Genomic DNA, 21,362 nt, shown 5'->3' on the forward strand with positions numbered 1-21,362 from the left:
AATCACTAAGATTAGTTTTTTAAAATTATTTCAAATGCAACAATCTTTTAGAAAAGAGCCTATTTAAATTGACTTAAATATTCTTTTACTTGATCAGGGTTCTTCGTATTAGCACTGTGAAGATGGCCAATCTTTTTACCTTCCTTATAAATAAGAAGGCTTGGAATTCCCATCACGTCATTCTCCTCTGTTATTTCAGGAAACTGTTCAATATCAATTTGTGCCCATTTCTTATCGTTATGTTCTGTCATAATATCATCAATAAAGAAATCAAGACGTTTGCAATCAGGACACCAATTGGCCTCGTATTTAAGAACGGATACATTCGTATTGTTAATAAATGATTGATATGAATCATTTGTTTCAATCTTTTTCATGCTTATCACTCCTTTAACCTTGGGTTCTAAACAATTATACCGAAATACTCTCTCAATGTCTTACTAACGGCTCACTTTATAAAACGCTGAGATAGTGGAGACTAAATAATTCCTTCGGATCAGTCCATGTCTTCTCTAGAACAAAACCAGAAGAAGATGCTAATTGCTGAAACTCACTAATACTATATTTATATGAATTTTCAGTATGAATGGTCTCATGATTGTTAAATAGAATTGATTTATTACCGATTGTAACAACCTGTTCCTCCATACTAACAAGGTGCATTTCAACTCTACCCAACTCTGCATTGTAAAAAGCATAATGCTCGAACTGATTAAGATTAAAATCTGCTCCAAGTTCGCGATTCAAGTGTGTAAGCAGATTTAAATTAAATTTGGCAGTAATGCCTTCCTTATCATTATAGGCGTTATGAAGTATTCGAGGAGCCTTCTTAACATCAACTCCTATTAATAAGCCATCGCCAGATGATAGTAATGCAGCAATCATTGAAAGAAAGTTGTGAGCTTCCTTTTTCTCGAAGTTACCAATAGTTGAACCAGGAAAAAAGACTGTTTTTTTCTTAGTTGCATCCATTAATTCTTTTGGAAGATTAAGCTCATTTGTATAATCCGCAACAATACCCGTCACTTGAATAGCGGGATAGTCTACTGATAGCTGTTCAGAAGATTCCATAAGAAATGATTTCGAAATATCAATTGGTACATACTCATCAATCATCCCTGATTCAAGTAGCATCCTGATTTTCCTACTTGCCCCACTACCAAATTCAATAACTGTTGACCTAGAACTGATGTGTCTTAAAATCTCATCAAGCGAACCTTCCATAATCGAAAGTTCCGTTCTAGTAGGGTAATATTCTTCAAGCTGCGTAATTTGTTCAAACAATACCGAACCATATTTATCGTACAAAAACTTAGGCTGCAATGACTTTTTAGTAGCTGTTAAGCTTTCTATAGCTTCGTCAAAACGGTTGTTCTGTTCTTGAAGCTGATCAATGATTCGCATATTGCTTTGTGTTTTTATCATTCAACATCTCCTGCAAGACGAATTCCAGTAAACTGCCAGCGCTTATCAGGAGCGAAAAAATTCCGATAAGAAGGACGAATATGAGATTGAGAGGTTACACAAGAGCCACCACGCAAGATCATTTGACTGCTCATAAATTTAGCATTGTATTCACCTAATGCACCATCAAGAGGTTTGTTACCCGGGTATGGCATGTACGGACTTTTCGTCCATTCCCACACATCTCCATATGCTTTTTGTAGCTGTCCCTCTCCTTTTTTTACTGAAGCAACCGGATGATAGACACCATCTTCAACAAAATTACCCTCAATCGGTTGATCTCTTACGGCAACTTCCCATTCCGCTTCAGTAGGAAGTCTTTTTCCTGCCCAGCTTGCATACGCTTCTGCTTCATAATAGCTAATATGCGTGACAGGCTCTTCGTTATTTACTGGCACCAAACCGTGTAAAGTGAAATTGTACCATTCACCATCTTTTTTCTCCCAATGTAATGGAGCTTCCCACGATTGATTTTTAACGGTTGACCAACCATCTGATAACCAAAATTCAGCGCGTTTATACCCTCCATCTTCGATAAAAGCAAGGTACTCCCCATTTGTAACCGTTCTAGAGGCAAGTTCAAACGGCTCTAGCCACACTTTATGTACTGGTCTTTCATTATCGAAAGAAAAACCATTGCCCTCATTGATGCCGGTTTCGACAAGTCCGCCTTCAAATGATAACCATTCGATAGGAGAAGCTTTGGCTGTTTCAATTGAATCTAGTTCTCGATAGATTGGTTTTAATGGATTAATTGAGAAATTGTATTTAATATCTGTCATTAAGAGCTCTTGGTGCTGTTGTTCGTGATGTAAACCTATTTCGATTAAGTCTGCAATTTCAATTAATATCGCTTCGTCTGCTTCATTTATTAATCTCGTTATTTCCTCATCGATATCTTTACGATAACGCCTCACCTTATCGATACTAGGTCGGCTTAATAAGCCTCTAGAATGTCTCGGAAAGAAACTACCAACACTTTCGTAGTATGAATTAAAGAGGTAATCAAATTCTTCATGAAAAGAACGGTAACTCTCACTGTATTCTTTTAGTATAAATGTCTCGAAAAACCAAGTTGTATGAGCCATGTGCCATTTTGGAGGACTTACATCCGGTATTGATTGGATTGTATAGTCTTCCGTTTCAAGTGGTTCTACTAATTTATTTGTCATCATTCTTGTTGTTTCGTACGAATGGAGCAATTGATTTCTTAATTCAGTTGTTTGGATAGATTGTTGTACCATATGTTCCTCCCTGATTTGTATAATTGACACCAGAATTTACCCCGGTTTAATCTAAATTAAACATTCATAAGCATATTCCTGTTTCTACAAGGGCTTTTGCGATCACTTTTTGACCTTCGTCATTCGGATGAATACCGTCATCAGATAATAACTTTTCTTCTCTTCCGCGAAAAAGAGTAAAAACATCTGCTACTTTCACGTGTTCTTCTATCGAACAGTCTTCTATATGATCGTTAAAAGCCTGAACCCAATAATTGGCTAATGGAAGATTAGGAAATGGATTGTATAAATTAACAACCCTTATCATATAGTTGTCCCGCTGTTTATTTAAATTAGTTGATAGATAATCCACGATCCAATTCATATTTTGACAGCAATGATGGAGAGCTTTATATAATATGCTTTTGTCATTCATTTTCACAAAATCTTGCATAGCATCAATTAAGTCATTTCCCCCAGCTGTTAACGTCACAACGCTTGTATTGTTTAATGAAATAGTAGACGAAGCAAGTGCTTGTTTAACATCTTCGGTTGTTGAACCATTTCGAGCATATATTCTTGATCGCACACAGTTTTTTGTAGCTCGTTTAAGTGCTGATGCATAAAAGTCTACAAATGTAGGTGAAAATAAAATTGTACCTGTACCAAGAGTAATAGAGTCTCCAATAGCTGTATAAAGAATTGGATATTCTGTCATAGAATCACCTCACTGAATAGTTGCTTTACCTTATTCGCAACAAATCAAATTGGTTCTTCCTATTTATTTCAAGACTATATTAATGAACAGTGTTGATTGTTTGCTCATTTACGCCCTGGGGTGACCAATCGCTTCGAATAAATAATCGAGAAATCAACAATATGAACTAACATTGCCTATTTTAAAGGTCTCCAATCTCCAGGACCTTCCCCATGTGAATAATAGTAGGTACAATTGAATCACCTGTATAGTTTAGTAACTCCTGTTGTTTATTCGGTTGTTCGAAAAGATTAATTTCTTCAAAAGGAATTTCTTTCTTATTTAGATACGATTTAATTTTCCCGCATTCGATACAACTCGTTATCGTGTATAATGTAAGCTGTTCCATGTTAGTTTCCTTACCTCCTAACATGATTAGTATACGATTAAACCCTATGTAAACGATGTAAGCTGAATTACTAGTCGTTTTTGTGTAAGGCTCTTTTCTAAAAGATTGTTGGTTTTGAAAGTATTTTCGTAAAAGAACCTGACTACGCTAATTGGAGCGGAAGGAGGCTCACCGCCCGCCCCGCGGAAAGCGAGCATCCTGGAGCGGAAATTAACCCACGCTTATAGCAACAATGTATACGAAAAGAGCCTTGTGTAAAGTTTAAATGAATTGCAGGTGATCACAATGGATAAGTTAACAATGCTATCTCAAATTAATTTGTTCGATGAGCTTGAGATGAGTGATTTAAAACAAATTGATAACGTTAGCGATATGCAGCCTTTAAAGAAAGGTACATTGATCCTTGGACCAGAGAAACCTATGAAAGCTCTATTTCTTCTGAAACAAGGGACAGTCCGCCTCTACCGGTCGAATGCAGCCGGAAAACAATTAACCGTAGACCTTCTTGGTGATGGGAACATTTTTGGGGAAACATCGAGCTTTTCGTTAACCGATGATTTGGTTTATGCCGAAGCAATGTCGGATGTGTATGTTTGCATAATTGGGAAATCTCAATTTGAGACACTTATTTCTGAAAACCCTAAATTAGCAATCAAATTCATCGAAATCCTGTCATCACGGCTTAAAGAAATATATGAAATGAGCGAGAACCTTGCACTTCATAGTGTGAAATATCGAATCCTTTCTTTATTACTTAAATTAAGTGAGAAATTCGGCAAACGTAAAAACGAGTGGCAAACGATTGACATTAAATTAACTCACTATGACATAGCTACTATGATTGGTTCAACAAGGGAAACAGTAAGTGCAACAATCAGTGACCTTAAAAAGGCAGGTTATATTAAGAAGAATCCGCTCATTTTTGCGGTTCACGCGAGTAAAACAAACCTCTTCCTTGAAGAGAAAGGTGAGTAACTGCATAAGAAAAGACGCTAAGAGAACGTAGCGTCTTTTCTTATCCCTCAATCTAAGGTGCCATTTTCCCATCAGAATCTTTCTGGTTATCTTTTTTACCTTCAAGTTTATCCCACTTAATTGGTCTATTAAGATTTAATTTCTTTTTTAAGTTCAACAAGCAATTGAAATGACCAACATACCATTTGTCGAACTTAACCATATGAATGGTTTCCCAGTCCCTCATCTCCTTCGTACATCCATCACAATGTATTTCCATTGGAAGGCACTTCCTGTCTTAAGTATTTTCTTTATTTATATTCAATAGATCTATAATGTGATTGGTCATCTGTACAAAAAAAGCGTATCGAGTTGGTTGTACTCTCAATTTGGAGAGTAAAAACAAGTCCACCTCTACTATTTTGTGGCTCATTTTCTTCTGTGGATGTGGTTAGTGTTCCTGGCTCTCCTGAAACAATTTCCCCAAATATATTGGTATACTTAACAAAACGATTTATTACAAGGAGGAAAAATGATGCAACTAGGTGCATTTTCTGTAAGCTTAACTGTAAAAGATATCAACCTATCTAAGTCATTTTATGAAACTTTAGGATTTAAAGTATTGGGTGGAGACATTGAGGAGAACTGGCTTATATTGAAAAATGGGGATTGTATTATCGGACTTTTCCAGGGAATGTTTGAAAAGAATATACTTACATTTAATCCAGGTTTGAATCAGGACACTGAAAACCTTGAGTCGTTTACAGACGTTAGAGAATTACAAAAGCAATTCGAAGAAAAAGGCATCACACTCCTGACTCGAGCAGATGAATCAGGAGAAGGACCAGCCCACCTTACCATAGAAGATCCAGACGGAAATCCTATCCTTATCGATCAACATAAATAATTTAGAGTATTTGACGTCCGCCCTAGTGCTGAAGACTTAAAAGAAGCGCAGAGATTAAATCTCTGCGCTTCTTTCTGCGAAAATAAACGAACCAGTGCATAGGAATGGTGGCTTCGGGATTACTTAAGGTTCTCAGGATTTAACGCTTGAAGCGCCTCTGGAACAAACTTTCCATCTTTACGAATTAATTCATCATCGAACCAAATTTGACCACCACCATATTCAGGACGCTGGATTAATACGAGATCCCAGTGAACGGAAGAATCGTTCCCGTTTGGAGCTTCATCATACGCTTGTCCAGGCGTAAAGTGGAATGAACCATCAATCTTTTCATCGAAAAGGATATCTTTCATTGGCTCTCTGATAAATGGATTTACGCCAATTGCAAATTCACCGATATATCGAGCACCTTCATCCGTATTAAGAATGTGATTTAAGCGTTCCGTATCATTTGCTTCTGCATCAATCACCTTACCATTTTCAAACGTAAGCTGAACATCCTCAAAAACAAAACCATTATATGGAGAAGGCGTGTTATAAGTAATAACGCCATTTACACTATCTTTAACTGGGGCAGTAAATACTTCACCATCTGGGATATTAAGATTACCTGCACATTTAACAGCAGGGATGTCTTTAATTGAGAAACTTAAATTCGTATCTGGGGAAACGATTCGAACGATATCAGCTTGATTCATACGGTCAACAAGCGCATCCATTGCTTCACTCATTTTCGCATAATCCATCGTACAAACATTAAAGTAGAAATCTTCAAACGCTTCTGTACTCATACCAGAAAGCTGTGCCATCGATTCATTTGGATATCTCATTACAACCCACTTCGTATTCTTAACACGTTGGTTGCTATGAACTTTTGTTTTATAAATTTGATTGTAAAGAGCCATCTTCTCTTCAGGAACGTCAGATAGTTCATTAATATTCTGTGATCCACGTATACCAATGTAGGCATCCATTTGCTTCATTTGATTCAAGTCAATCTCAGCCCACTGTGAAATTTGGTCTTCAGTTGCATTCATCAACAATTCACGAATGATTTGGTTATCGCGTAAATTAACGTGCGGAAATCCCCCAACTTTATGTACTTCTTTCACTATACTTCTTACAAGGGGATTATCCACATCGAACGCTTCAATTAAAACATGTTCACCAGGCTTAATTTCAGTTGAGTACTGAACAAGTTTCTGTGAAAATTCTATAATACGAGAATCAATCATATTCTCCCTCTTTTCTTTATAATAATCGCTTCGCCTTCATTATACGCATTAAAGAACCATTTCTTCAAACATTAAAAAACCGGGCCTAAGCCCGGTCTCTTTACTTAATATTCTGGTCATATTCCATATAAATCACGTGTGTTGACAAATATTCATTTAAGCCGTGCTTACCATCTGCGCCGCCAATCCCTGATTGACCCATTCCAGCATGGAAGCCTTGAACAGCTTCGAAGTTTTCACGGTTTACGAATGTTTCACCATAACGAAGCACGTTAGACGCCTTCATAACTTCATGCATGTTATCACTAAAGATTGAAGAAGAAAGTCCGTAGTTCGTATCATTTGCAGCTTCTAAGACTTTATCAAAATCGCTATACACAACGATTGGAAGTACAGGACCAAAAATTTCTTCTTGAATGACGTTCATGTCCTGAGAAACGTCTGTTAGAACGGTTGGTTCAAAGAAGAAGCCTTTGTCGCGATCGATTCTCTTTCCACCAGTCTTCACAACTGCACCTGCTTTAACCGCGTTGTTTACCATCTCTTCAACAGAATCGATTTGCTGTTCGTTAGCAAGTGGTCCGATGTCGCAACCTTCTTCATTTAAAGAATCACCAACTTTTGTATCCTTAAAGGTTTCAGTGATTTTTGAAATAAATTCCTCTGCTACATCCTCATGAACGTATACTCGCTCAGCGTTCGTACAAGCTTGTCCATTGTTTGTAATGCGAGAAGTTGTAATCTTTTCTACTGCAAGATCAACATTTGCATGTTTTGTTACGATTGCAGGTGCTTTACCTCCTAGCTCGAGGTTTACTTTCGTAATGTTTTTAGCGGCAGCTTCCATTACTTTAGATCCTGCTGGATAGCTTCCTGTTAAGCTTATCATTGCAATATCAGGGGATGACGCAAGTGGTGTACCAATATCTGAACCTTTACCAGTAATTAAATTAAATACGCCTTTAGGAACACCAGCTTCATGAATGATGCTTGCTAGCTCACACGCCGTATTTGGTGTGTATTGACTTGGTTTAATAATGATAGGACATCCTGTAACAAATGCTGGTGCAACTTTGCGTGCAAAGATAAACATTGGGAAGTTCCAAGGTACAATACCACCAACGATACCAATAGGTTTTTTGAAGACAAGAATATTCTCATTTGGACGATCACTTTGAAGAACTTCTCCTTCATATCTTCTAGCCCAACCAGCCATATAACGGAAGTAGTCGATCGTTAATTCTACTTCAGCTTTGGAAGCATCCGTTGTCTTACCGTTCTCTTCAGTAAGCATTCTAATAAATGTATCTTTTCGATCTTCTATTTTATTTGCAATTGTTGTTAAGTATTCAGCACGTTCGATAGAAGGCTTGTGTTCCCAATCCTGTTGTGATGATTTAGCAGCTTCGATTGCTCGTTCAACGTCCTTCTCATCACCTTTGGGGATACGGGATATGACTTCTTCTGTTGCTGGATTTATCACATCAATCATTTCTTCAGAATTGCTCTTCGTAAATTGACCATTAATGTAGATTTGATAACTATTCACTTGAAAGACCTCCTACGTGTTAATGATCAACTGTTCCCTTGTTAGGAACATCCCTAAACATTTTATGGCATATTCACTAATAAAATGAATTTAAGACACAAAAAAATCCCTGCTATTTAGCAGGAATTTGCATTATTCTTCACGTTCTTCATTGCTAACTGTTTTGTGTCCAGTTGAAGCTTCGTGTGGAAACTTCGTTTGATCAGCTGTTGCAGGGCGCTTTCGCTCCATACCTTTTTTCTTATGATCAAATGCTTTCCCTCGACCCATACTATCCCTCCTTCCATGTGGATAGTATGTCACCTGATAAAAGGCATATTCGAAAAAAATAATATAAGAATGTATAAGAACAACTTTATCTGGCCATTATAATTAGTGAAGAAGGAAAACAAAAGTGCATAAGGAAAGACGGCTTCGTCAATTAAGGAGATGGTCGCGTTGAACTACTCTGTTGGTAAAACAAGGCTCTAACAACTTTCGATAGAAAGAGGTGTCTCCAAAAGACAATTTCCGTTCTACCCCATCGCATGTTTAGCATAAGCTAATAATTTCCTTCTTCATGGCCTTATCCATACGGATAGGGCCTTTTTCTATACGTTTTCCTTCACTTTTAAATGATGATAAGCTAATTCAAGCTGAACTTTAATTTGTTCAGGTGAAGTACCTCCATAGCTTTTTCTTGCATTCATAACGTTTGCAGGTTTCAAGATATCAAATACATCTTCCTCAAACAGTGGCGTGAAGGTTTTGTATTCTTGTAGCGTTAGATCCAGCAAATACTTTTGATGCTGAATGCTGTATAAAACAATTTTCCCAATCATTTCGTGAGACTCTCGAAACGTCATTCCCTTGTTCACAAGGTAATCAGCTATGTCTGTTGCGTTTGAATAATCCTCATTCACTGCCTGCTTCATGTTCTCAGTTTTCACAGTCATTGTCGCTATCATTGGTGCTAATAGCTTTAAGGCACCATCTAACGTTTTGGCTGTGTCAAACATGCCTTCTTTATCTTCTTGCATATCTTTGTTATAAGCTAGTGGTAATCCCTTCAAAACAGTTAGCAAACTGAATAAGTTCCCATAAACTCTTCCTGTTTTTGCGCGTAACAATTCAGGAACATCAGGATTCTTCTTCTGAGGCATAATACTAGAGCCTGTGCAGAATGAGTCATCAAGTTCGATGAACTGAAATTCCTGACTGCTCCAGATGACCATTTCTTCTGACAAACGAGACATATGCATCATTAGAATTGAAGCGTTGGAGAGAAATTCGAGAATAAAATCACGGTCACTGACAGCATCCATACTATTTGGATAAACATCTTCAAACCCAAGTAGCTCTGCTGTTCGATGACGATCAATTGGAAACGTCGTCCCTGCTAGCGCACCTGCACCAAGTGGTAGCACATTTGTCCGTTTCAAGCTATCCTGAAATCTTTCCTTGTCTCGTTCAAACATCCAGAAATAGGCTAGCATATGGTGTGCAAACGAAACAGGTTGCGCGCGTTGCAAGTGAGTATAACCAGGGAGAACCGTTTCAACATGTTCTTCAGCTTGCTTCACAATTGCTTGCTGAACTGCTTCGATATGCGTGATGAATAACTTCACCTTCTTAACAAGATACATGTGCATATCGGTTGCTACCTGGTCGTTACGACTTCTTCCTGTATGAAGTTTCCCTCCAACTGGACCTATTTCATCAATGAGGGCTTTTTCGATATTCATATGAATGTCTTCATGTGACACATCATATTCAAACTCACCGGATTGAATATTCTCAAGAACAATATTCAATCCGCGTTTAATTTCTAACATGTCAGCTGAACTAATGACGCCACATTCACTTAGCATCTGCACATGGGCAAGACTACCTTCAATATCTTCTTCTGCAAGTTCTTTATCATATTGAATAGATGCTGTATATTCTTCTACGAGTTTATTCGTTTCTTTCGTAAAACGTCCTCCCCAAAGCTTAGACACGTTAACAACTCCTTATTGATGTACTTCTTGCTTTTTGTGCACTTCCGCATTTACTTTTGTTGGAAGTCCCCATAGCTTAATGAAACCAACCGCTGCATTATGATCGAAAAGATCTCCTTTAAGATACGTAGCAAGTTGTTCGTTGTATAAGGAATTCTCTGACTTACGACCAACGACTGTGTGTGTTCCCTTGTGAAGCTTAATGCGAATCTTTCCACTTACAACTTTCTGTGTTTCATTAATAAATCCTTCAAGCGCTTGACGAAGTGGTGAATACCAAAGACCATCGTATATGAGCTTCGACATCTGTTGATCGACTGTTGTTTTAAATTGGGAAACTTCACGTGTATGTGTTAGAAATTCGAGTTCTTTGTGTGCATTAATTAAAATCAATGCTCCTGGATTCTCATATACCTCTCTGGATTTTATTCCTACCAGACGATTCTCAATATGGTCAATACGGCCTATTCCGTGATGACCGCCTAGCTCATTAAGCTTTTCAATAAGATCAACTAGCCCCATTTCCTCACCGTTCAGTGCAGTTGGACAACCTTCTTTAAAATCTACCTCAACATATTCTGGCTCATCAGGTGTAAGGTGAATTGGAGCAGTCCATTCAAAAGCCGCTTCAGGTGCTTCAGCCCACGGGTCTTCAAGTACGCCAGCTTCACAAGCACGTCCCCATATATTCGCATCTATTGAAAAGGGATTATCCAACTTAACTGGAATCGGAATCCCTTTCTCTTCAGCATAAGCAATCTGTTCATCACGCGTCATGCCCCACTCACGGACAGGTGCGATCACTTTCAAGTCTGGATTCAACGCTTGAATCGAAACTTCAAAGCGAACCTGATCATTACCTTTCCCGGTACATCCATGAGCTACAGCTGTTGCTCCTTCACGTTCTGCTGCTTCAACAAGGAGCTTAGAAATAAGCGGGCGTGACAGGGCAGAAGATAGCGGATACTTTCCTTCGTAAAGTGCATTTGCCTTTAGCGCTGGTAACAAATAGTTTTCAGCAAGCAATTCTTTTGCTTCAATCATATATGCTTTTGAAGCACCGACTTTCAGAGCTTTGTCCTTGATCGTTTCAAGATCCTTACCTTCTCCTACATCGAGTCCAAGTGCAATTACCTCATAACCGTATTTCTCTTCAAGCCATTTTATCGAAATGGAGGTATCTAATCCTCCGGAATAAGCAAGAATGATTTTTTCTTTCGCCATGTTACCCACTCCTTATCTTTGTATTAATATATATGATAACGTATATTTATTCAAAATGCACTAAATTTTTTTAACTTTTTAATAAAAGTTTTAAAAGGGCTTTTTGAGCATGAAGACGATTTTCTGCTTCCTGGTATACAACGGAATGTGAGCCATCAATTATTTCTGAGGTAACCTCTTCTCCTCTGTGTGCAGGTAGACAATGCATAAAGATGTATTTTTTATTAGCATTTATACAAAGCTCTTCATTAACTTGATACGGTTCGAATACTCCTTCACGTGCTTCTTGCTCTTCTTCTTGCCCCATGCTAGCCCATACATCTGTAATGATAACATCAGCATCCTTGGCAGCTTCGAACGGATCAACGGTAACCGTAATCACTGCACCGGTCTCTTTTCCAACTTCTTTTGCTTTCGATACGATCGCTTCATCTGGTTCATATCCAGGAGGACAGGCAATTGTGAAATGCATTCCTACTTTGGCTGCTCCTTCAATTAAAGAATGAGCGACGTTATTTCCATCACCAAAATATGCAGCTTTCAATCCACTTAACTCACCTTTGTGTTCCATAATCGTAAGCAAATCAGCCAGAATCTGTGCAGGATGGTGAGTGTCTGTCAAACCATTAATGATTGGGATTGACGAGGCAGAAGCGAAGCGTTCAATCGTCTCATGACCAAACGTACGAATCATAACGCCGTCAAGGTAACCCGACAGCACTTGTGCCGTATCCTCAATCGTTTCGCCTCTACCAAGCTGAATATCTTTTGAACTTAAGAATAGCGCATGCCCTCCAAGCTGCAACATGGCTACTTCAAATGAAACACGCGTTCTAGTTGATGATTTTTCAAAGATCATCCCAAGAACTTTCCCTTTCAGTTCTTCATGCGGAATACCCTGTTTCTGTAGTTTCTTCAATTCAACTGCTTCTTTTAAAAGATAATGAATCTCTTCTGTGGAGAACTCTGCAAGTGTAAGAAAATCCTTTCCTTTCATGGCTTCCTTCATTTCGGATACTTTCTGTATTGATTGAATCATCAAATCATCCTTTCTGTCCGGTTGTAGTCTGCTCCATCTGGTGCCAATCTTGAAGACTCATCACTTCCATTGTCTTTAAACCAGTCAGATCTAGCAGCTGAAGAGTGTCGATATGAGTAAAACATGGAATTTTATACCTTGTTGCAAGCGCTCGAATTTGAAAGCCTGAGCGTTCTTTTTCTCTTCCAGTCGTTGGAATAGATATAACAGCTCCAAGCCCTTCTTTCATCAATTTCTCTACGTTTTCTAACTCTTTTTGGATAAGCTTCGCCTGAATGCCTTTCTTGTTTAAATAATGAGCGGTTCCAGGAGTAGCATATAGTTCGACACCCTTTTCAGTAAATTTTGATAAAACTTGTGAAGCCGCTTCTTTATGCTCTTCACTTATTGAACAAAGAATTTTTGAAGGGAGCACTTCTGTATCCCATGTAGATAATGCAGCTTTACTAAGCGCTTCGTCTTTGTTTTTTGCTATGGCAAGTACTTCGCCTGTTGATTTCATTTCAGGACCTAATACGTGATCCACGTTTTTTAATTTACCGTTTGAGAAAATCGGGAATTTCACAGTGTAGTAAGGTTTCTCTTCCAGGAGCCCTGTTACTTCTAGTGAATTTGGTTGTAATTGAGCTTTCATAGCCCATTCCACCATTGGGACATTGGTTACTTTACTCATAACAGGAACGGTTCTTGACGATCTTGGATTGATTTCGAGAACATAAATGACATCTTCATCAATCACAAATTGAATATTCATGAGCCCACGACATCCGAGTGCTTGTGATAATTTCTCAGAATATAGTGTGATCGCTTCCTTCTGCTTCTCCGTAATGGAAAGAGGTGGGTAAATAGCCGTGCTATCACCAGAATGCACGCCAGAGCGTTCAAGGTGTTCCATAATGCCTGGTATGGCAATTGAGTTCCCATCACAGATCACATCAACTTCACATTCGATACCTTCCACAAAACGATCAAGAAGAAATGGCCACATTTTCGTTGAACTCGAGCCTAACTTCTTCGTATACCTATTCAACTCATCTTCATTACGGAAAATAAACATATTTTGCCCACCGATTACGTAAGACGGTCTTACGATAATAGGAAACCCTAGTTCCTTAGCAAGCACCCCCATTTCTTCCGGTTTATATGCCATTCTCCCTTCGATATACGGTATAGAAAGAGAATCCAACAATTGATAAAATTGATCACGATCTTCTACTTTATTAATGTTCTCAACCGGTGTTCCTAGAATCGGTATACCTCGTTCATGAAGATCTTCAGCGAGATTCACTGCTGTTTGACCACCAAATTGAACCGCTACTCCAACAATGTTTTCTTTCTCAATAACTGCTAGAACATCTTCCAAAGAAAGAGGTTCAAAGTATAGACGATCTGCGATACTGTAATCTGTACTTACTGTTTCAGGATTGTTATTCATTACTACCGCTCTGTATCCTAACTTTTTCACTGCCTCAGCAGCATGAACAGAACAATAGTCAAATTCAACACCCTGACCGATTCGAATCGGTCCAGAGCCAATAACGAGAATTCCTGGATCACTGACCACGTCAGCTTCGTCGCTTCCAAGAAAGGTCGAATAGAAATAGGGTGTAACAGCTTCAAATTCACCTGCACACGTATCAACCTGTTTCATTCCACGATTGATCCCTGTCTCTTTCACCCTCTCCATAATCGTATCAATTGTTCTTCCGGTTGCTTCAGCGATAAATGCGTCACTTATGTTTAACCGTTTGGATTGGATCAGCAATGCATCATTAGTGTCAGGTTGATTAAGCCACATCGTCTCTACGTCTACTATTCGTTTAACTTTATCAAGAAACCAGTTATCAATTGCTGTAAGCGACTTAATGTTCTCTATCGTGTAGCCTCTTCGAAACGCTTCACTAATTAAGAAAAGCCTTTCGTCAGTTGGGTGCTGAAGGTCATGATTTAATTGATCTGTACTAACTTCTTGATAATAATCATTGGTTAACGATGTATAACCAATTTCTAGTGAACGAATGGCCTTGTTAAGAGCTCCTTCAAAGCTACGATCAATCGCCATGACCTCACCCGTTGCTTTCATTTGTGTTCCTAGAACTCGATCACCTTCCGGGAATTTATCAAATGGAAAGCGAGGTATTTTAACAACTAAATAATCGAGCGCTGGTTCAAAAGCGGCAAAGGTCGTTCCAGTAATTGGATTTGGAAGCTCATCAAGTGTATAACCAATTGCACATTTTGCTGCCATACGAGCAATCGGATAGCCTGTTGCTTTAGAAGCAAGAGCTGAGGAACGACTAACCCTTGGATTAACTTCAATAATGTAATAGTCATTTGATTCAGGATTTAATCCGATTTGAATATTGCAGCCTCCGATCACATTCAGAGCCCGAATCACTTTCAAGGAAACATTACGAAGCATTTGATACTGGAAATCATTTAACGTCTGTGACGGTGCTACAACTATGGAATCTCCTGTATGAATCCCAACTGGGTCCATATTCTCCATATTGCAAACAATCATGCATGTGTCGTTCTCATCACGCATTACCTCATACTCGATCTCTTTCCATCCGAGCATGCTTTTTTCAATAAGCACTTGGGAAATCGGACTTAATGATAGTCCTCGTTCAACAATCTCAAGAAGCTCTTGATCATTTGCGGCAAAACCGCCTCCTTCACCACCCATCGTATAAGCTGGACGAACCATAATTGGATAACCAATTTCATTTGCAAACGTTAGTGCTTCATCTCCCGTTACTGCAATTTTTGATTCAGGTACTGGCTCTCCGATGTCAATCATCATTTGTCTAAACTTCTCACGATCTTCTCCATTTTGAATTGATTCAACAGACGTTCCAAGAAGCTCAACGTTTAACTTTTGTAGGATCCCTTTTTCATATAGTTGAACAACGAGATTCAGTCCGGTTTGACCTCCAAGGGTTCCGATAATCCCATCTGGTTTTTCTTTTCGTAGAATTTGTTCAACATACTCAAGCGTCATCGGTTCCATATAAACATGATCTGCAATTGAAGAATCCGTCATGATCGTCGCAGGGTTGCTGTTAATTAATACTACTTCAATTCCTTCTTCTTTCAGAGCAAGGCAAGCTTGTGTTCCGGCATAATCAAATTCAGCTGCTTGACCTATGACGATTGGACCTGAACCTAGAATAACAACTTTATTTAACTCTTTACGTAAAGGCATAATGCTGGTCTCCTGTTCTAGTAATCTGCTGTATAAAAGCGTCGAATAAATAAGCTGTATCTGAAGGGCCTGCATGTGCTTCAGGATGGAATTGCACGGATTGAATGTTGTATTTCTTATGCATAAGTCCTTCTACCGTTCCATCATTCAAATTAATAAACGTTGTTACAAATCCTGTACCTGAAAGACTCTCTTGTACAACTTCATATCCATGGTTCTGAGAAGTGATATATACTTTACTTGTTTCAACATGCTTTACTGGATGATTCGAGCCTCGGTGCCCAAAGATAAGCTTTCGAGTAGAAGCTCCATGAGCAAGAGCTAGAAGTTGGTGTCCAAGACATATTCCGAATACCGGGTACGTTTCACTTATGATTCGAATCGTATCGTAACAATCTGATAATGCTTCAGGATCCCCTGGACCATTGCTTAACACAACGCCATCAGGATTCAGATTTACAATCTGATCAAACGTTGTATGATAAGGAACAACTGTAACCGCACACCCAAGAGATTGCAGTGAGGTTAGTATTGATTTCTTATAGCCATAATCAATTAGTACAATATGTGATCCTTCATTTGGATAAGAAATGGATTCTTGAACCGAGACAGTAGGAACATATGATTTTCCTTCATTCCAATTGATTTTTCCCGCTGGAATTTCAGACATGATTTTACCCTTCATCGTCCCATGATTCCGAAGCATTTTAACGAGTGCACGTGTGTCCACGCCTGTTAATGAAGGAACATTTTTTTGAGAAAGTTCTGATGCGAACGAATGCTTCGATAAATAATGACTAGGAGTATCACACTGTTCACCTGTTACAACGCCATGAAGATGGAGATGCTCACTTTCGCTATCTAGATCATTTAACCCGTAATTACCGATTTGCGGATAGCAAAATACAATGATTTGACCTGCATACGAAGGGTCAGAAATGATTTCTTGATAACCAGTCATACTCGTATTAAAAACAACTTCACCTGTTGCCTCAGTATCGTAAGGTAAGACACCTTCAAACACTTCACCGTTTTCAAGAACTAGATAGCCTTTTTTCATTCCTGTTCACCCTCCTCCTCTGTCTGAAAAACTTCTGTTAAGATGTTCAAGAAGTGATTCACTTCATCATGAGTCACATTTAATGGTGGAAGGATCCGAAGGACAGTTGCACCAGCTGTCAAAACTAGAACGCCTTTTTCTCTTAAATGCGTCATATAGTGCGCTGCATTTCTCACTTCAATCCCCAAAAGCAATCCCAGTCCTCTAACGTCTATAATCGATGAAGACTTTTCTAAAAGATTCTTTATTTCATTTAAAAGATAGGTAGATGTCTGGTTAACTTCTGGCAATAGAGAGGATATTTGTTTAACCGTTTCAACCGCAGCCGCGGACGCAAGAGGATTCCCTCCAAACGTACTTCCATGGGAGCCAGGGCCGAAAGCAGATCCTATTGTTTCTTTAGCAAGCATCGCGCCAATTGGAAATCCTGATCCAAGCCCCTTTGCGAGTGTCATAATATCGGGTTCAAATCCATATTGTTCATATGCGAAAAGAGTACCCGTTCTCCCCATTCCAGTTTGAACTTCATCTACGACAAGAAGAATATTGTTAGACTGACAAACATCAACGAGCTGTGAGATCCATTGATGATCTGCGGGTCTAACACCACCTTCTCCTTGAACAAGTTCAAACATAACAGCCGCTGGTTTAAGCTCCTCAAGTCTTTTTAAACTCTCAAACTTGTTGTAAGGAAGGTAGTGGAATCCTTCCAACATTGAACCAAAGCCTTCTTGCAAATTGGTTTGGGCAGTAGCTGAAAGGGAACCGAGCGTTCTGCCATGAAATGACTTCGTAAAGGTTACTATGGTTTCTTTGTTACTCCATTTTCTAACTAGCTTAATAGCAGCCTCATTGGCTTCTGTTCCACTGTTACAGAAAAACACTTCATCCAAACAACTCTTTTCTGCAAGCAATTCTGCAAGCTCCTGTTGTTTCGGGATATGGTATAAATTAGAGCAATGCCAGAGAAGATCTAACTGATCTGTTACAGCATTTTTGACTCCTTTAGGCTGGTGACCGAGATTACACGTTGCAATCCCTGAGGTAAAGTCAAGATATTTCATGCCGGCTGCTTCATACAGGTAGCTTCCCTCGCCTTTAACAGCAGTAATTGGAAGACGATTGTACGTTTTCATAATGCTAGTTTGAGAGGTTTCAGTTAGTGACATTGATAAGCTCCTTCCGTACAATTCGAGTACCTATCGTTTTATGAGCGACAGCTTTTAGTAAAGCGTTTTGTTCTCTTCCATCAAGTATAATTACAGACGGCACTTGATCAGAAAGGGCAGCAACCGCACCTTTCACTTTCGGAATCATACCGCCGAATATTGTTCCTTCTTCTATTAACGTTCCAATCTTGATATCATCAAGTGATTCAAATACGACCTTTTCACCATCAATTTCTTTGTAGATTCCAGGAATATCACTCACAAGACAAATCTCTGCATGTAATGATTGTGCAACAGCTGACGCTGCTTCATCTCCATTAATATTGAGAGACTGCCCATTTTCATCCATACTAACTGGAGAGATAACAGGTATGTAACCTGAAATAGATAGTTGTTCAATTAAAGATCGATCTACATAGGTGACTTCCCCAACTCGACCAAGCGCTTGCTCAGTTTGTTTGCAACGAAACATCCCTCCATCTACCCCGCTTATGCCTACCGCTTTTCCACCAGCACGGTGGATCTTTCTTACAAGCTGCTTATTGATCTTACCGCTAAGAACCATTTCAACTGTATCAATCATTTGATCTGTCGTTACTCGTAAACCGTCAACAAATGTTGTCTCAATTGATAACTTTTGAAACAGATGCGATATTTCTGGACCACCACCATGTACAAGCACAGGATCGATACCTTCGGACTTGAGTTTCATAAGATCGTGATAGAACTCGTCTGGAAGCTGAGCTAGGATGCTTCCACCACATTTAATAACAAAATACTTTCTATTATGTTCGGTAGGAGGCATTGATTCTGACGTAGTCATAAGTAAGATCACACCCCCAAGCAGTAGCTTCTTTATCACCATTGTGCAAGTCAACGTATATATGAATGTTCTCATTTTCTAAGTAGGCTTTCGCTTCTTCTTCACTGAATTTCGTCGTAATTCCATAATCGACTACTTTAATTTCACCTAGTGATATAGAAAGCGACTCTTCCTGAACCGATTCACCACTATACCCAATGGCACAAACAATTCGTCCCCAGTTCGCATCTGTTCCATAAATAGCTGTTTTCACAAGACTAGATCCTACGATGGATTTCGCTATTGCCTTCGCTCCATTAGTCGTTTCTGCACCCTTAACATGCACTTCAACGAGCTTAGTTGCACCTTCACCATCTTTCGCAATCATTTTAGCTAATTGCTGACACACATACTCTAGTGAGTGTAAAAATGTTTCCCAATCATTATGATTTGGAGATAATGGATTGTTTTCGGCTTGACCGTTTGCTAATAGGAGAACCATATCGTTTGTGCTCGTTTCACCATCTACTGTAATCATATTGTAGGTTCGATCCGTTACGGTGCTTAGCGCTGTTTGGAGCGCAGCTGTTTCCACAAATGCATCTGTTGTTACAAAAGCAAGCATGGTTGCCATATTCGGTTTAATCATCCCTGAGCCTTTAGCTGCACCACCGATCGTAATCATCTTACCGTCTATCTCACACGTAACGGCGATTTCCTTAGTTGTCGTATCTGTTGTCACAATCGCTTCAGCAAAATCACTTCCAGATGTCGTTTCTTTATAGTCTGGTATTTGCTTAATGCCTTTACAAATATCATGCATTGGTAAATATTCACCGATTACACCTGTAGACGTTACAGCTGTTTGCGATTCTTTTAGATTCATTACATCAGCAAATGATTTGCGCATCTTATAAGCATCTTTTAGCCCTTTTTCACCTGTAAAAGCATTTGCATTTCCAGAGTTTACGATAATGCCTTGTAATAGTCCTCCTGATAAGCTTTCTTTCGTTACTTTCAATGGAGGTGCCTGGAATGTATTTAAGGTGAAAACACCTGCTGCGGCTGCAGGAACATTCGACTTGATCCAGCCGAGATCTTTGCGCTTTCGTTTTAACCCTGCATGAAAGCCTCCTGCTTCAAATCCTTTTGGAGATGTAACTGTACCTTCTTTCACTTTAGTAAAAAGTGTTTCACTAGCAGTCGTCATTGCCACAAAATTCATTCCTCTCTCTTCATAGTTTTATGGAAATACTGGTGAAAGCATTAGACCTTCCGTTTCGGCAAAACCAAATCGTAGATTCATATTTTGAACAGCCTGACCTGCCGCACCTTTCATTAAATTATCAATAACAGATATGACTGTAATACGGTTCGTTCTATCGTCGACCGAGAAACCAATATCACAATAATTAGATCCCGCTACACCTTTTGGCGTTGGCCATTTCCCTTCAGGCATAATGCGGATAAATGGATGATTTTCATAGAAAGATTGATACAGCTCAATCACTTGATTGGTCGTTTTTTCTGTTAGTAGATTCATATACATGCTACACATCATACCTCTTGTTAGTGGAATGAGATGAGTAGCAAACGTTACCTGAATTTCCTTTTCAATCTGCATGGAAAGTAGTTGCTCAATCTCAGGGATGTGCTGGTGTTTCCCAAGCTTATAGGCAGAAACATTCTCGTTCACTTCTGAAAAGTGTGCTGCTAGGCTTGTTTTACGACCTGCTCCCGACAGGCCGGATTTACCATCAATGATAAGAGAGCTAGGATCCACCCAGTCCTGTTGGATGATTGGAAGAATGCCGAGAAGAGAAGCTGTCGGATAACATCCCGGATTTGCAATTAAGTTCGCATTCGCAATCTCCTCTGGATAAAATTCGGATAATCCATAAACAGCTTGCTCTAATACTTGTGCAGGTGGAGATGAATGGTTATACCACTCTTCGTATAACCCATTCCCCTTTAATCGAAAGTCACCTGACAAGTCGATACATGGGATTCCCATCTCGATAAGAGAAGGAATGGACTGACTGCTGATACCAGCAGGTGTTGCAAAAAACACAACATCGACTTTAGATGCAAGATCGTTAACATCTAGCGCATCAAATTCACAATTCTGTATATTCGTTAGATGAGGGAATACTTCATTTAATTTAAAACCTGCATTAGATGGAGATACGATTGTTTCAATTTCTACTTCAGGGTGTCCTAGCAGCAAGCGAATCAATTCTAGACCGCTATAACCGCTGGCACCGACAATACCTGCTTTCACTAATTCCACTCCCTCTTTCTTTTCTTATTGTATGATTATACATATGCAAGAATATATATACAACAGGTTTCCAGAAAATAATATATTTATTTTTGATTAATACATTACGTTCCGCAGCCAACACTATAAAAAAACATGCTCAGCGTACTGAGCATGTTCTTG

General features: G+C 39.0%; 20 protein-coding genes. 2 read left to right on the forward strand and 18 right to left on the reverse strand.

Annotation, left to right across the window (positions count from 1 at the left end; translation table 11 throughout):
• Window positions 1-59: 59 nt before the first annotated feature.
• The 5 genes from AB986_RS03635 to AB986_RS03655 form a co-directional block, all read right to left on the reverse strand.
• The gene (locus AB986_RS03635; protein ID WP_048309519.1) at window positions 60-377 is read right to left on the reverse strand and encodes a thioredoxin family protein; all 318 of its coding nucleotides are present in this window, start codon (window positions 375-377) and stop codon (window positions 60-62) included.
• A gap of 76 nt (window positions 378-453) precedes the next feature.
• Window positions 454-1,425 (reverse strand): L-histidine N(alpha)-methyltransferase, encoded by a 972-nt coding sequence (egtD, locus tag AB986_RS03640; RefSeq protein WP_053216023.1) that lies wholly within the window; start codon window positions 1,423-1,425, stop codon window positions 454-456.
• Complete coding sequence (gene egtB / locus AB986_RS03645) at window positions 1,422-2,708, reverse strand: ergothioneine biosynthesis protein EgtB (protein ID WP_048309520.1); 1,287 nt, start codon at window positions 2,706-2,708, stop codon at window positions 1,422-1,424. The genes egtD and egtB overlap by 4 nt, the downstream gene beginning before the upstream one ends.
• 64 nt (window positions 2,709-2,772) lie before the next feature.
• The gene (locus AB986_RS03650) at window positions 2,773-3,405 is read right to left on the reverse strand and encodes an SGNH/GDSL hydrolase family protein (RefSeq protein ID WP_048309521.1); all 633 of its coding nucleotides are present in this window, start codon (window positions 3,403-3,405) and stop codon (window positions 2,773-2,775) included.
• Between the two features lie 181 nt (window positions 3,406-3,586).
• Window positions 3,587-3,793: a glutaredoxin family protein gene (locus AB986_RS03655; protein WP_048309522.1), complete on the reverse strand. Its 207-nt coding sequence runs from the start codon at window positions 3,791-3,793 to the stop codon at window positions 3,587-3,589.
• Between the two features lie 285 nt (window positions 3,794-4,078).
• Here AB986_RS03655 and AB986_RS03660 point away from each other — a divergent pair, with 285 nt between their 5' ends.
• Window positions 4,079-4,768 (forward strand): Crp/Fnr family transcriptional regulator, encoded by a 690-nt coding sequence (locus AB986_RS03660; RefSeq protein ID WP_048309523.1) that lies wholly within the window; start codon window positions 4,079-4,081, stop codon window positions 4,766-4,768.
• 52 nt (window positions 4,769-4,820) lie between these two features.
• On the opposite strand, the gene AB986_RS03665 is transcribed toward AB986_RS03660, so the two are convergent.
• Window positions 4,821-5,027: a hypothetical protein gene (locus tag AB986_RS03665; protein WP_048309524.1), complete on the reverse strand. Its 207-nt coding sequence runs from the start codon at window positions 5,025-5,027 to the stop codon at window positions 4,821-4,823.
• A 255-nt stretch (window positions 5,028-5,282) separates the two neighbouring features.
• Here AB986_RS03665 and AB986_RS03670 point away from each other — a divergent pair, with 255 nt between their 5' ends.
• A complete protein-coding gene (locus tag AB986_RS03670; RefSeq protein WP_048309525.1) occupies window positions 5,283-5,654 on the forward strand; it encodes a VOC family protein in 372 nt (123 codons plus the stop codon).
• Window positions 5,655-5,773: 119 nt separating this feature from the next.
• Here AB986_RS03670 and AB986_RS03675 read toward each other — a convergent pair whose 3' ends face one another.
• The 12 genes from AB986_RS03675 to argC all read right to left on the reverse strand — a co-directional run bounded on the left by AB986_RS03675 (window position 5,774) and on the right by argC (window position 21,200).
• On the reverse strand, window positions 5,774-6,889 hold the full coding sequence (locus AB986_RS03675) for an aminopeptidase (protein WP_048309526.1): 1,116 nt from the start codon (window positions 6,887-6,889) through the stop codon (window positions 5,774-5,776).
• Window positions 6,890-6,989: 100 nt separating this feature from the next.
• Entirely contained in the window at window positions 6,990-8,438 is a 1,449-nt protein-coding gene (gene aldA, locus AB986_RS03680) for an aldehyde dehydrogenase (RefSeq protein WP_048309527.1), read from the reverse strand.
• Window positions 8,439-8,570: 132 nt separating this feature from the next.
• Window positions 8,571-8,708, reverse strand: coding sequence for a hypothetical protein (locus AB986_RS22215; RefSeq protein ID WP_161797324.1), 138 nt, complete (start codon window positions 8,706-8,708; stop codon window positions 8,571-8,573).
• A gap of 320 nt (window positions 8,709-9,028) precedes the next feature.
• Window positions 9,029-10,417, reverse strand: a complete 1,389-nt coding sequence (gene argH / locus AB986_RS03685) for an argininosuccinate lyase (protein WP_048309528.1) — start codon at window positions 10,415-10,417, stop codon at window positions 9,029-9,031.
• Window positions 10,418-10,429: 12 nt separating this feature from the next.
• A complete protein-coding gene (locus AB986_RS03690; RefSeq protein WP_048309529.1) occupies window positions 10,430-11,641 on the reverse strand; it encodes an argininosuccinate synthase in 1,212 nt (403 codons plus the stop codon).
• 70 nt (window positions 11,642-11,711) lie between these two features.
• Window positions 11,712-12,680, reverse strand: a complete 969-nt coding sequence (gene argF / locus AB986_RS03695; protein WP_048309530.1) for an ornithine carbamoyltransferase — start codon at window positions 12,678-12,680, stop codon at window positions 11,712-11,714.
• A 4-nt stretch (window positions 12,681-12,684) separates the two neighbouring features.
• Complete coding sequence (gene carB / locus AB986_RS03700) at window positions 12,685-15,888, reverse strand: carbamoyl-phosphate synthase (glutamine-hydrolyzing) large subunit (RefSeq protein WP_048309531.1); 3,204 nt, start codon at window positions 15,886-15,888, stop codon at window positions 12,685-12,687.
• Window positions 15,875-16,948, reverse strand: a complete 1,074-nt coding sequence (locus AB986_RS03705) for a carbamoyl phosphate synthase small subunit (RefSeq protein WP_048309532.1) — start codon at window positions 16,946-16,948, stop codon at window positions 15,875-15,877. The genes carB and AB986_RS03705 overlap by 14 nt, the downstream gene beginning before the upstream one ends.
• Entirely contained in the window at window positions 16,945-18,117 is a 1,173-nt protein-coding gene (gene argD, locus AB986_RS03710; RefSeq protein WP_048309533.1) for an acetylornithine transaminase, read from the reverse strand. The genes AB986_RS03705 and argD overlap by 4 nt, the downstream gene beginning before the upstream one ends.
• The gene (gene argB, locus AB986_RS03715; protein WP_048309534.1) at window positions 18,104-18,940 is read right to left on the reverse strand and encodes an acetylglutamate kinase; all 837 of its coding nucleotides are present in this window, start codon (window positions 18,938-18,940) and stop codon (window positions 18,104-18,106) included. Before argB ends, argD begins: the two co-directional genes overlap by 14 nt.
• Complete coding sequence (gene argJ / locus AB986_RS03720; RefSeq protein ID WP_236690303.1) at window positions 18,903-20,144, reverse strand: bifunctional ornithine acetyltransferase/N-acetylglutamate synthase; 1,242 nt, start codon at window positions 20,142-20,144, stop codon at window positions 18,903-18,905. Before argJ ends, argB begins: the two co-directional genes overlap by 38 nt.
• Before the next feature lie 18 nt (window positions 20,145-20,162).
• Window positions 20,163-21,200, reverse strand: a complete 1,038-nt coding sequence (argC, locus tag AB986_RS03725; protein WP_084006385.1) for an N-acetyl-gamma-glutamyl-phosphate reductase — start codon at window positions 21,198-21,200, stop codon at window positions 20,163-20,165.
• Window positions 21,201-21,362: the final 162 nt, after the last annotated feature.

It is taken from the genome of Guptibacillus hwajinpoensis (assembly GCF_001039475.1).
Lineage (GTDB): Bacteria > Bacillota > Bacilli > Bacillales > Guptibacillaceae > Guptibacillus > Guptibacillus hwajinpoensis.

What these genes read in the sequence shown, in the direction of transcription:
- AB986_RS03635 (WP_048309519.1), bottom strand. Translation starts at nt 377, where the DNA reads ATGAAAAAGATTGAAACAAATGATTCATATCAATCATTTATTAACAAT.
- egtD (WP_053216023.1), bottom strand. Translation starts at nt 1,425, where the DNA reads ATGATAAAAACACAAAGCAATATGCGAATCATTGATCAGCTTCAAGAA.
- egtB (WP_048309520.1), bottom strand. Translation starts at nt 2,708, where the DNA reads ATGGTACAACAATCTATCCAAACAACTGAATTAAGAAATCAATTGCTC.
- AB986_RS03650 (WP_048309521.1), bottom strand. Translation starts at nt 3,405, where the DNA reads ATGACAGAATATCCAATTCTTTATACAGCTATTGGAGACTCTATTACT.
- AB986_RS03655 (WP_048309522.1), bottom strand. Translation starts at nt 3,793, where the DNA reads ATGGAACAGCTTACATTATACACGATAACGAGTTGTATCGAATGCGGG.
- AB986_RS03660 (WP_048309523.1), top strand. Translation starts at nt 4,079, where the DNA reads ATGGATAAGTTAACAATGCTATCTCAAATTAATTTGTTCGATGAGCTT.
- AB986_RS03665 (WP_048309524.1), bottom strand. Translation starts at nt 5,027, where the DNA reads ATGGAAATACATTGTGATGGATGTACGAAGGAGATGAGGGACTGGGAA.
- AB986_RS03670 (WP_048309525.1), top strand. Translation starts at nt 5,283, where the DNA reads ATGCAACTAGGTGCATTTTCTGTAAGCTTAACTGTAAAAGATATCAAC.
- AB986_RS03675 (WP_048309526.1), bottom strand. Translation starts at nt 6,889, where the DNA reads ATGATTGATTCTCGTATTATAGAATTTTCACAGAAACTTGTTCAGTAC.
- AB986_RS22215 (WP_161797324.1), bottom strand. Translation starts at nt 8,708, where the DNA reads ATGGGTCGAGGGAAAGCATTTGATCATAAGAAAAAAGGTATGGAGCGA.
- AB986_RS03690 (WP_048309529.1), bottom strand. Translation starts at nt 11,641, where the DNA reads ATGGCGAAAGAAAAAATCATTCTTGCTTATTCCGGAGGATTAGATACC.
- argF (WP_048309530.1), bottom strand. Translation starts at nt 12,680, where the DNA reads ATGATTCAATCAATACAGAAAGTATCCGAAATGAAGGAAGCCATGAAA.
- carB (WP_048309531.1), bottom strand. Translation starts at nt 15,888, where the DNA reads ATGCCTTTACGTAAAGAGTTAAATAAAGTTGTTATTCTAGGTTCAGGT.
- AB986_RS03705 (WP_048309532.1), bottom strand. Translation starts at nt 16,948, where the DNA reads ATGAAAAAAGGCTATCTAGTTCTTGAAAACGGTGAAGTGTTTGAAGGT.
- argD (WP_048309533.1), bottom strand. Translation starts at nt 18,117, where the DNA reads ATGTCACTAACTGAAACCTCTCAAACTAGCATTATGAAAACGTACAAT.
- argB (WP_048309534.1), bottom strand. Translation starts at nt 18,940, where the DNA reads ATGACTACGTCAGAATCAATGCCTCCTACCGAACATAATAGAAAGTAT.
- argJ (WP_236690303.1), bottom strand. Translation starts at nt 20,144, where the DNA reads ATGAATTTTGTGGCAATGACGACTGCTAGTGAAACACTTTTTACTAAA.